Source organism: Pontixanthobacter gangjinensis (assembly GCF_009827545.1).
Lineage (GTDB): Bacteria > Pseudomonadota > Alphaproteobacteria > Sphingomonadales > Sphingomonadaceae > Pontixanthobacter > Pontixanthobacter gangjinensis.
On record NZ_WTYS01000001.1, the window covers coordinates 1,796,236 to 1,807,114 of the forward strand.

General features: G+C 54.8%; 10 protein-coding genes. 1 reads left to right on the top strand and 9 read right to left on the bottom strand.

Annotated features, from left to right (window positions below; translation table 11 throughout):
• Positions 1-15: 15 nt before the first annotated feature.
• Complete coding sequence (locus tag GRI36_RS08450) at positions 16-1,302, bottom strand: citrate synthase (protein WP_160598058.1); 1,287 nt, start codon at positions 1,300-1,302, stop codon at positions 16-18.
• 32 nt (positions 1,303-1,334) lie between these two features.
• A complete protein-coding gene (gene gltX / locus GRI36_RS08455) occupies positions 1,335-2,762 on the bottom strand; it encodes a glutamate--tRNA ligase (protein WP_160598059.1) in 1,428 nt (475 codons plus the stop codon).
• A 23-nt stretch (positions 2,763-2,785) separates the two neighbouring features.
• Between gltX and GRI36_RS08460 the strand changes: the two genes are divergently transcribed.
• Positions 2,786-4,993 carry a ComEC/Rec2 family competence protein gene (locus GRI36_RS08460; RefSeq protein WP_235902206.1) on the top strand — a complete coding sequence of 736 codons (2,208 nt, stop codon included), beginning with the start codon at positions 2,786-2,788 and terminating at the stop codon, positions 4,991-4,993.
• 54 nt (positions 4,994-5,047) lie between these two features.
• On the opposite strand, the gene lexA is transcribed toward GRI36_RS08460, so the two are convergent.
• From lexA to pip, 7 genes are all read right to left on the bottom strand, one after another.
• Positions 5,048-5,749 carry a transcriptional repressor LexA gene (gene lexA / locus GRI36_RS08465; RefSeq protein WP_160598060.1) on the bottom strand — a complete coding sequence of 234 codons (702 nt, stop codon included), beginning with the start codon at positions 5,747-5,749 and terminating at the stop codon, positions 5,048-5,050.
• An 82-nt stretch (positions 5,750-5,831) separates the two neighbouring features.
• On the bottom strand, positions 5,832-7,022 hold the full coding sequence (locus GRI36_RS08470; protein ID WP_160598061.1) for a molybdopterin molybdotransferase MoeA: 1,191 nt from the start codon (positions 7,020-7,022) through the stop codon (positions 5,832-5,834).
• On the bottom strand, positions 7,019-7,492 hold the full coding sequence (gene moaC, locus GRI36_RS08475) for a cyclic pyranopterin monophosphate synthase MoaC (RefSeq protein ID WP_160598062.1): 474 nt from the start codon (positions 7,490-7,492) through the stop codon (positions 7,019-7,021). The genes GRI36_RS08470 and moaC overlap by 4 nt, the downstream gene beginning before the upstream one ends.
• A complete protein-coding gene (trpC, locus tag GRI36_RS08480) occupies positions 7,489-8,274 on the bottom strand; it encodes an indole-3-glycerol phosphate synthase TrpC (RefSeq protein ID WP_160598063.1) in 786 nt (261 codons plus the stop codon). The genes moaC and trpC overlap by 4 nt, the downstream gene beginning before the upstream one ends.
• Complete coding sequence (gene trpD / locus GRI36_RS08485; protein ID WP_160598064.1) at positions 8,271-9,263, bottom strand: anthranilate phosphoribosyltransferase; 993 nt, start codon at positions 9,261-9,263, stop codon at positions 8,271-8,273. The genes trpC and trpD overlap by 4 nt, the downstream gene beginning before the upstream one ends.
• Positions 9,260-9,859, bottom strand: a complete 600-nt coding sequence (locus GRI36_RS08490; RefSeq protein ID WP_160598065.1) for an anthranilate synthase component II — start codon at positions 9,857-9,859, stop codon at positions 9,260-9,262. Before GRI36_RS08490 ends, trpD begins: the two co-directional genes overlap by 4 nt.
• A 59-nt stretch (positions 9,860-9,918) precedes the next feature.
• The gene (gene pip, locus GRI36_RS08495) at positions 9,919-10,878 is read right to left on the bottom strand and encodes a prolyl aminopeptidase (RefSeq protein ID WP_160598066.1); all 960 of its coding nucleotides are present in this window, start codon (positions 10,876-10,878) and stop codon (positions 9,919-9,921) included.
• Position 10,879: the final 1 nt, after the last annotated feature.

A 10,879-nucleotide genomic window follows, 5' to 3' on the forward strand; every position in this document is an offset into this window, starting at 1 on the left:
TCGATTTTCTGTGATCTATCGTTTGTCGACAGGAATGTAATCACGCTCCGTTGGGCCTGTATACAGTTGGCGCGGACGACCGATAACCTGAGCCGGATCAGAAATCATTTCGTTCCACTGAGCTACCCAGCCGACCGTCCGGGCTAGGGCGAACAAAGCGGTAAACATTGTTGTCGGGAAGCCGATCGCTGACAAAATTACGCCGGAATAGAAATCGACATTCGGGAACAGCTTCTTTTCGATGAAGTACGGATCGTTGAGCGCCATTTCTTCGAGCTGCAGTGCCGTTTCAAACAACGGATCATTGACCTTGAGCGCGTCGAACACTTCACGCACCGTCTTCTGCATGACCGTCGCACGCGGATCGTAATTTTTATAAACGCGGTGGCCAAATCCCATCAGGCGGAACGGGTCGTTCTTGTCTTTGGCGCGTTCGATATAATGCGGGATACGATCCGGTGTCCCGATTTCTCGGAGCATGTTGAGCGCAGCCTCGTTTGCGCCGCCATGCGCTGGACCCCACAAACATGCGATCCCCGCAGCGGTGCAAGCGAACGGATTGGCACCCGAAGAACCAGCAAGGCGAACGGTCGAAGTCGAAGCGTTCTGCTCATGGTCGGCATGGAGGATAAATATCCGGTCCATTGCTTTTTCAACCGCAGGAATAACCTCATATTCCTCCGCTGGAACGCCAAACGTCATGCGGAGGAAATTGCCCGTGTAGCTGAGCGAATTATCTGGCTGCAGGAATGGCTGGCCGATTGAATATTTATACGCCCAAGCAGCAATCGTCGGCATTTTCGCGATTAGGCGGTGGCTGCTAATCTTGCGATGCTCAGGGTCGGAAATGTCCGTGCTGTCATGGTAAAAGGCTGATAGAGCACCCACCACACCGCACATGATCGCCATCGGGTGCGCATCGCGGCGGAAACCTTGATAGAATTGACGCAATTGATCGTGCAGCATTGTGTGCCGTGTAATCGTGTAGGTAAAATCGTCCAGTTCGTCTTTACTCGGCAATTCGCCATTGAGCATCAGATGAGCAACTTCCATGAAGCTGGAGTGCTCGGCAAGTTGGCCGATTGGGTAACCGCGATGAAGCAAAATACCTTCGTCGCCATCGATATACGTCAGCGCGCTTTCACAGCTTGCAGTGGATTTATATCCAGGGTCGAATGTGAAAGCTCCGGTCTGTCCATAAAGCTTACGAATATCGACAACATCTGGCCCCACGCTGCCACTGAGCACGGGGAAATCATAGCTCTGTCCGTTGAGTTCCAGTTTCGCCTGTTTATCAGCCAAGTTAATTCTCCTTAAACCCGTTCAAAATGCTGTTAAGAAATTGCTTGGGCGTCAATTCGCGCCAGCGATTCCTCTCGTCCCAAAAGGACCAGCACATCGAAAATCCCGGGTGACGTTGTCGTTCCGGTCAGCGCAGCTCGCATTGGCTGCGCCAGTTTGCCGAGGCCCAATTCGAGTTCCTCGGAAAGTTGCTTTGTAGTGGCTTCGAGCGCCTCGGTTGTCCAGTCATTTTCAGACTTCAACTGACCCGAAACGCGACTTAATATTGCGCGGGCTTCGTCTGTTAGCAAACTTGCCGCCTTTTCAGTCAGCGCAAGCGGTCGTTTGGCAGTCAGGAATGCAGCGCCGGCCACCAAATCGCCGATGTTTTTGGCCCGTGTTTTGAGAACAGGCATGGCTTGTGTCAGCAATCCGATGTCGACCTTACCATCGAGCTTGGGTGCAATCAACGCGGCTAGCCGGGCATCATCAGCCTCGCGCAAATAATGCCCGTTCAGATTTTCGAGCTTCTTGATGTCAAAACGTGATGGACTTTTGCCGACACCGTCGAGGGTGAACAGGCTTATTGCCTCATCCCGAGTGATCTCTTCTTTGTCTCCGTGACCCCAGCCGAGCCGCAACAAGTAATTGAAAAGAGCTTCAGGCAAAATGCCCATTTCATCGCGGTAGGCTTCCACTCCAAGAGCGCCATGGCGCTTGGAAAGCTTTGCCCCATCGCTGCCATGAATCAGAGGGATATGGGCATAGGTGGGATCTGACCATCCACCTTCGATTGCGTCCATCGCGCGGTATATCGGCAATTGGCGGAAAGCGTTGTTGAGATGGTCATCTCCGCGAATGATGTGGGTGCAGCCCATGTCATGGTCGTCGACGACCGCCGCGAGCATATAGGTGGGCGTACCATCCGCACGCAGGATGATATAATCGTCGATTTCAGCATTGCTGACCGAAACTTTGCCCTGCACCAAATCCTTGATTGCTGTGCCGCCTTCGGTCGGTGTCTTAATCCGAACCGTGAATGGCACGCCTTCAGGTGCTTCCGAGGGATCACGATCGCGCCAGCGCCCGTCGTAACGAAGAGGTTGCTTGGCCTCGCGCTGTGCAGCGCGCATTGCCTCTAAATCTTCAGTGGTGGCATAACAACGATAGGCGTGGCCATGTTCTAGCAGCATATTGGCAACTTCTGCATGCCGGTCTGCGCGCTTCGACTGGAAAACCGGCTCTTCATCATAATCGAGGCCAAGCCAATCGAGCCCGTCCAAGATCGCGTCGATTGCTTCTTGAGATGACCGCTTGTGATCTGTGTCTTCGATGCGCAGCAGCGCCTTGCCACCGTAATGTCTGGCGAACAGCCAGTTGAACAGCGCTGTGCGTGCGCCGCCGATATGGAGAAAACCGGTGGGGGATGGGGCAAAACGAGTGACGACAGTGCCACTTATTGCTCCGCTATCGCTTGCCATAACCGACTGTTTCCTTTCCAACTATGTTCATGACGACCGGCCATCCGAAAGTCCCCATGGGGGAAGAGCCTATTCAGGCGAGCGGGATTGCCGATGTTGCAGTGCAGCACCCTTGGCCGAGCAAAGGCGGCTTGTCCAGTATTCGCCGAGTGGTTCTGGACCGGGCGAATGATTTTCTGACGGATGCCGGGTTTGATAAGGGGCCATGGCTAACGGTCGCATTTGCTGGTGGGATCGGAGCATGGTTCGTCTTGGACACACGATGGCAATGGACTGCTTTGATGATTGGCTCTGCCATCGCAATCCTTGCAGGTCAGGCGTTCTGGCGTGATCGCGATGACCGCGCCGCATTGAGGCAAGCTGTGTCTGCGATTGCTTTGATGGTTGCGCTCGGCGTGATTGCAATTTGGGTCCGGTCAGAGATTGTAGGCGCTGAAGCCATAGACCGTCCTTCAGTCTCGATTTTTGAAGCGCGCATTCTGGAACGCGATGAACAGCCTGCGCTTGACCGTGTGCGGCTTGTCTTGGCGATGCGCGATGCCGAAGACGGCGCAGCTCGCAAAGTCCGTGTGAACTTACCAATAGTGAAGGATAACGCTGCCCTGACCGAGGGTGCATCGATCCGATTGCGCGCTCGTTTGATGCCACCTGCACCGCCAATGCTGCCTGGGGCGTATGACTTTTCACGAGCTGCTTGGTTCAAAGGATATGCCGCAACCGGATCGGTCTTGGGGGATATTGAAATCACCGAGCCAGCGGCTCAGTCGGACGAGTTGGCAGAAACACAAAGGCGCCTGTCGGCCCATGTCCGCAGCCATCTGGGCGGCTCAGCAGGAGCGATAGCATCCGCCTTGGCAAGCGGGGACAGGGGCGGGATTTCCAACGCTGACGAGGAAGCGATGCGCGATGCGGGACTGACGCATCTACTTTCCATCAGCGGGTTGCACGTCAGTGCGGTGATCGGGGCAGCCTATCTGCTCTCTCTCAAAATTTTGGCGCTGTGGCCGTGGCTGGTGCTGCGGGTCCGGCTGCCTCTTGCCGCAGCTGCGATTGCTGCGCTGACGGGGGTTGGCTATACTCTGCTTACCGGGGCAGAGGTGCCGACGGTGCGCAGTTGCGTAGGCGCAATATTGGTCTTGATTGCCCTAGGACTCGGCCGAGATGCTTTGTCTTTGAGGATGATCGCTGTCGCGGCAATGTTCGTGCTTTTATTGTGGCCGGAATCTTTAGTTGGTCCGAGTTTTCAATTGAGCTTTGCGGCGGTCTTATCGATTGTTGCGTTACATAATACAGCGCTAGTCCAAGCGTTTTTGGCACCTCGTGAGGAGAGCTGGCTCACCCGAAGCGCGCGGCGCATTACCATGTTGCTGGTTACTGGCTTTGTCATCGAAATTGCCCTGATGCCGATTGTCCTTTTCCATTTTCACCGAGCTGGCGTTTATGGTGCTTTTGCAAATGTGATTGGCATACCTTTAACGACTTTCGCCTCGATGCCGCTCATAGCCGTGTCGCTCTTCCTCGACCTATTCGGCTTGGGTTCGCCAGCTTGGTGGCTGACAGGAAAATCTCTCGACCTTTTAATTGGAATCGCCCATTTCACCGCAGAACAGCCCGGCGCGGTGAAGTTGATGCCCGATATGGGCAGTGGGTTGTTCGCCTTGTTTGTCGCAGGGGGATTGTGGCTCGGACTGTGGAAGGGGCGGGTTCGATTATTCGGGTTTGGACTTTCGATTTTCACCGCCGTTCTGTTCCTGTTAAAACCAGCGCCTGATTTGCTGATTTCCAGCGATGGACGTCATGTCGGGATAGCCGGGGAGGGCGACGAGTTGATTGTCTTGCGCGAGAGCCGGAGCAGCTATGCCCGCGACAATCTGCTTGAGATTGCCGGCATGGGCGGAAATCCGGTACCGCTTTCCAATTGGGAGGGTGCAGACTGCAATCGGGATTTTTGCGTCGTGACGTTAGATCGTGGGGGCAGGAACTGGCACATCATGATGGCGCGCAGCAACAATCGAGTTGACGAAAGAGCCTTGGCAGCTGCCTGTGATCGCGCTGACATTGTCGTCGCCGACCGCTATTTGCCCTGGTCCTGCAAACCGAAGTGGCTGAAGGCAGACAAAAACTATCTGAAGGCAAGTGGAGGCCTGTCGATCAACCTGGCCAATGAGCGGATTGACAAGGTTTCCGATTCGATGGGCCGGCATGGTTGGTGGCGAGGAGAGGCGGACTAGCTTCCCTCGCACAATCAGTTGTCGATCTCTGTCCGAAGGTTAACAACAAACCGATCAGTGATACCGGCGAAGCAACCCTGCGAGCTTACCCTGAACTTCCACCTGACCAGATTGATAAAGCTGCGGCGAATGAGCGGTGTTGGCTGGTTCCAGCCTAACCATTCCCTGATCGCGATGCAGATATTTGAGCGTTGCTTCTTCGTTATTGACCAGCGCGACTACGATCTCTCCATCTCGAGCGGTATTGGTCCGTTTCACAAGTGCGAAATCACCATCAAAAATGCCAGCGTCGATCATCGAATCGCCCGAAACTTCCAACGCGTAATGATCACCTGGGCCTAGCAAAGCGGCGGGCACAGGCAGGGTACTATGATCTTCGAACGCCTCGATAGGAGCGCCAGCAGCGATGCGGCCATGCAAAGGAATATCAATCACATCATTCGCCGCACGTGGTTGTTGGCGAGGTGAAGCCACTGCCAAATCAACCACATTACCACCGCTATCATTTGCAGCCGATTTGCCAGTTGCACCGGGCAAGACGTCTTCAGGGTTCTTCAGTACCTCAAGCGCCCTGGCACGATTGGGTAAGCGCCGGATAAAGCCGCGTTCTTCCAGCGCTGATATAAGGCGGTGAACGCCGGACTTGCTCTTCAAATCTAGCGCGGCCTTCATTTCCTCGAAGGAGGGAGAAATGCCGGTTTCTTCCAATTTTTGCTGGATAAAACGAATGAGTTCGTGCTGCTTTGCTGTCAGCATGGCGGGGCTCCTTAGTCGCCTTCGATTCCATCCGCATGCTTGCGAACGAATGAGGAACAAGTAGGCAACTAAATCCGTAAGGTCAAGCGATTCCGCCATTTTGGAGCAAGTAAAACGGAACATCCGTTCCCGCTTTCGTCCTACGGCAATGTTCAGGGCGTTCGATCAGAGCGTTGGCACGGGAGAGGGCGAGGAGCGCGCTGCTGTCCTGCTCATCGATGGGGCAAATGCTGTTGCCATCCCAGATTGCACGAAGAAATTCCCGCCTCGTCCCGCCCGGCGCGATATCCGCTGTAATGCGTGCAGAATGGCCGGATGGTTTCGCCGTAGTAGCGCCCGCAAATTGGCGCAATAAAGGTAGAAGAAATAGGAATGCGGTAACGTAGCTCGACACAGGGTTGCCCGGCAAACCGATTATCATCTGTTTGTTTTTGCGTGCGACGAGCAGAGGCTTGCCCGGTTTGATAGCAATTTTCCAAAAGTCGATTTCCGCGCCCCATTCCTCCAACGCAGGCCGTACCAAATCATGGTCACCCACCGATGCGCCACCACTGGTCACGATGATTTCCGCCGAGCCCGCGGCATCTAACGCTGCGATCATTTCCTCCATTGTGTCGGCCACTGGCCCAATGAGGTTGATTTCCGAAACTAGTGGTTCGGCGAGTGCGGCGATCATCGCATTGTTGCTCGCCGGGATTTGATTTGTAGCGCATTCGTTAGCAGACTTTGCCAATTCATCACCACATTCAATCAATGCGACGCGGGGGCGGCGTGATATTTGGATTGTGTTGTGACCGGCGGACAGTGCTAACGCGATTTGGGGCGCGCCCATTAAAGTGCCCTTTTGCAAAACTTGGTCGCCATAGCTGAAGTCGAAGCCAGCCCTCCGTATATACTGGCCAGCTTCGGGAGGGTCGCAGGTGATTGTGAGTTCGCCATCGCTTAGAGCGGCATTTTCTTGAATCAGCACCCTGTCGGATCCATGCGGGATCCATGCGCCGGTTGAAATTCGAACTGCCTGATTAGCCTCGATTGAGCCATCGAAAGGCGATCCGGCACGGCTCTCGCCGATTACTCTCCATGGTCCGTCGCCTGAAATTGCATAACCATCCAATGACGAAAGGTCATGTGCAGGTTGAGTGCGTGCTGCATTGATATTTTCTGCAAGGTAGCGCCCGCTTGCGAGGCGGGTCTCGATCGGTTCAGCGGCCATTGGCAGCGCCATATCGAAGAGCCGCTGTTGAGCGGTTTCGAGAGGCAGTAATTCGCTCACAAATTCGCGAGCCAATCGCCGGATTTGCCCCCGGTTTTCTTGACGAGTCTAACGCTCTCTATAACCATGCCTTTCTCCAGCGCCTTGGCCATGTCATAGATTGTCAAGAGCGCAACCGAAGTGGCTGTTAAAGCTTCCATTTCTATGCCAGTTTTGCCCACCAGCGATGCTGTGGAGGTTACACGAACGCCATCATCCTCTAACACAATATCGATCTGGACTGAATCGAGCCCGAGCGGGTGACATAGCGGGATCAGTTCGCCGGTCTTTTTGGCTGCCATTATCCCAGCAATTCGGGCTGTTCCCAGCACGTCACCCTTTGGGGCATCACCCGCTCGAATTGCGCCAAGTGTCTCAGGGTTCATCCGGATGAATCCGGTCGCTGTTGCCGAGCGGTTGGTTTGCGGTTTATCGCCAACGTCTACCATTCTTGCTGCGCCGCCCTCGTTAAGATGGGTCAATTTACTCATCCGTTCAGCAAGGCTTTGGTTGCTGAAGCTACATCATCCTGACGCATAAGGCTCTCGCCAACGAGGAAGCACTGTACTCCGCTGCGGGAAAGGCGCTGGCAGTCTTCATTATGTGAAATGCCACTTTCGCCAACTAGTAAGCTGCCTGTTGGCGCAAGTGGCGCAAGTCGTTCTGTTACGGCCAAATCTGTGACAAACCTCTTGAGATCGCGATTGTTGACTCCAATCAGCCGGGACTGGAGGCGCGCCGCGCGTTCCATTTCGCCCTCATCGTGGACTTCCACCAAGGCGTCCATACCCAGCTCAAGCGCGGCTTTTTCTATTTCAATCATTTGGTTATCGCTAAGCGCTGCCACGATAATCAATATCGCATCAGCCCCATAGGCGCGGCATTCGGCCACCTGCCACGGATCCACCATGAAGTCTTTTCGCAGGACCGGAAGGCTACATGCGGCTCTGGCCTCGATCAAAAAATCCTCATGGCCCTGAAAGTAAGGGGCGTCGGTCAGCACAGATAGGCACGTTGCGCCTCCACGTTCATAGGCAATTGCATGTTCTGTTGGGCGAAAGTCTGCTCTAATAAGGCCCTTCGAAGGCGAGGCTTTCTTGATCTCAGCAATCAGCGCGAACCCGCTAGTGGCCTTCACCTCTAACGCCGCTCGGAACCCGCGAGGAGCGGTTTGCGCCTTTGCCATTTTTTCGAGCTCGGCCAAAGACATGAGCGCCTTACGTGCAGCGACTTCGCCGCGCTTGGTTTCGCAAATTTCTTCCAGCTTGTTCATTGTGCCATCGCAATCCAATTATGGAGCAAAGCCTGTGCTTTGCCTGAGTCAAGCGACTCACGCGCAAGATCGGCACCGTCCAGCCAATCGGAAACTTTGCCCGCGACGATAAAGGATGCAGCGGCATTAAAAACAACCGCATCCCGGTAAGGTCCTGGATTACCCGCTAGCAGCGCCCTGAGGGCGGCGGCATTGTGGACTGCATCGTCCCCGCGAATAGCTTCGACCGGCGAATGTGGCAATTGCGCTGCTGATGCGTCAACGCGCTTCATTTCGAAATCGTTGCCTTGCACGTCTGCGACCTCGTTGCCGCCGGCCATGCTCAATTCGTCTAGTCCCTCGTCACCCGACACAATCATCGTACGGGTAGTTCCAAGCGCTGCCTTCGCTGCGGCGTATATCGGCACATAAGCAGGGCGAGCGATACCAATTAACTGGGACTTCACACCTGCAGGGTTGGACAGCGGCCCCATCAGATTGAAGATTGTTCGGCGACCCAATTGCTGACGGATTGGCTGGATACGGCCCATCGCAGGGTGGTGGTTCTTGGCGAACAAAAAGCAAATCCCAAGTTCAGCGAGTGTCTTCTCTGCCGAATGTCCGGCAGCATTCATATCAAGACCAAGCGCCTCCAAGGTGTCGGCTGCGCCCGATTTTGAGGAGGCTGCACGGTTGCCGTGTTTTGCAACCGGAATTCCTGCGGCTGCAACTACCAAAGACACAGCAGTCGAGACATTCAAAGTATGGTGCCCATCGCCGCCTGTGCCGCATACATCAATAGCATTATCAGGTGCGGCGATCGGTATCAGGCGCGCACGTAAAGCTCTAGCGGCGCCAGCAATTTCCTGGCCGGTCTCGCCGCGATCGGACAAATCGGTCAAAAATCGCGCAATTTCTTCGTCGGATGTTTCGCCATCCAGCAATACGCCGAAGATGTTTTCGGCTTCGGCTTCGCTAAAATGGGCATCTGCTGCGGGAAGGGAATTCATGGCAATTCCTTCGGCGTTATGCCGCAAAGGGTCAGGAAATTGGCCAGCAAAGCGTGGCCATGTTCGGTTGCGATACTTTCAGGATGAAATTGCACACCGTGAATAGGTAAGTGTATGTGGCGAAAACCCATGACCGCCTCGCCCTCGAGCCCAGGCGTCTCGCTTGTCGCGTTCACCGCTAAAACCTCGGGGATATTTTCAACTATCAACGAATGATACCGGGTTGCGGTGTAGGGGGAGGGCAGGCCTGCGAACACTCCAGTGCCATCATGTCTGACGGACGATGTCTTACCATGCATCAATCCGCCTCTCACCACGTTACCGCCAAAATGCTGGCCAATCGATTGATGGCCCAGGCAAACGCCAAGCAAAGGCTTGCCTGCACTGGCGCAGGCGGCAACCAGTGCCAGGCTAATACCGGCTTCATTCGGTGTGCAAGGACCAGGCGAGATTAAATAGCCAGCAGCGCCGCTATCCATTGCCTGTTCCACAGTAATTGTATCGTTGCGGTGGACCTGAACATCCGCGCCCAGTTCCATCAGATAATGGACCAGATTGAAGGTAAAGCTGTCATAATTGTCGATGACGAGGATCATGGACGGAAGCCTTTGCTGCATAGCCGCCTGTAATCAAGCAAGGAAAGTTCTTCGGGTCATTATGCAGACTTGCCCGCGAAACGATCGGTGGCGCGGACTAGCCCGTCTGTGATGCCCGGTTCAGTGAACAAATGCCCGCCATCGTCGACAATTTGCAATTCTACTTCAGGCCATGCTTGTTTGAGCGCGAAAGCAGCCGATGGAGGGGTGCAGCAATCGTGACGTCCCTGAACGATCACACCGGGAATCCCTTTTAAGCGGTCGGCGTTGGTCAGCAACTGCCCTTCTTCAAGGAAACACCCATTGCGGAAATAGTGATTTTCGATCCGGGCGATTGCGATTGCGTGACTGTCTTCGGTAAATTCTTCGAGCATTGCTGGATCGGGCAAAAGCGTGACTGTCTGGCCTTCCCACATGCTCCAGGCTTTCGCGGCCGCCAGTTGGACCGCTGGATCATTGCCAGTCAGGCGGCGGTGATAGGCTTCGATGATATCTCCGCGTTCTTCCTCGGGAATAAGCCCGGTGAAATCGGCCCAAGCCTCTGGGTAAAGTTCGCTCGCGCCATATTTGCACAGCCAATCGAGTTCCGTCTGGCGCGAAAGGAAAATCCCGCGCAAAACCAGTTCAGTGACGCGATCCGGGTGCGCCTGAGCGTAAGACAGCGCAAGCGTCGATCCCCAGCTTCCGCCAAATACCTGCCATTTGTCATGGCCACACATTTCGCGCAGCTTTTCTATATCAGCAACGATGTGCCAAGTGGTGTTGTCGTCAAGGCTGGCAAACGGCAGTGAGCTTCCGCAACCGCGTTGGTCGAACAATAGAATATCATACAGCTTAGGATCAAATTGCTGCCGCTGTTTCGGACTGCATCCCGAACCCGGGCCGCCATGCAGGAATACCACGGGTTTACCGCCCGGCTTGCCGCAACGTTCCCAATGGATTGTATGCCCGTCACCGACATCAAGCATGCCTGTGTCATAGGGCTCTATCGAAGGGTATAATGTGCGGGCGTATTTCATG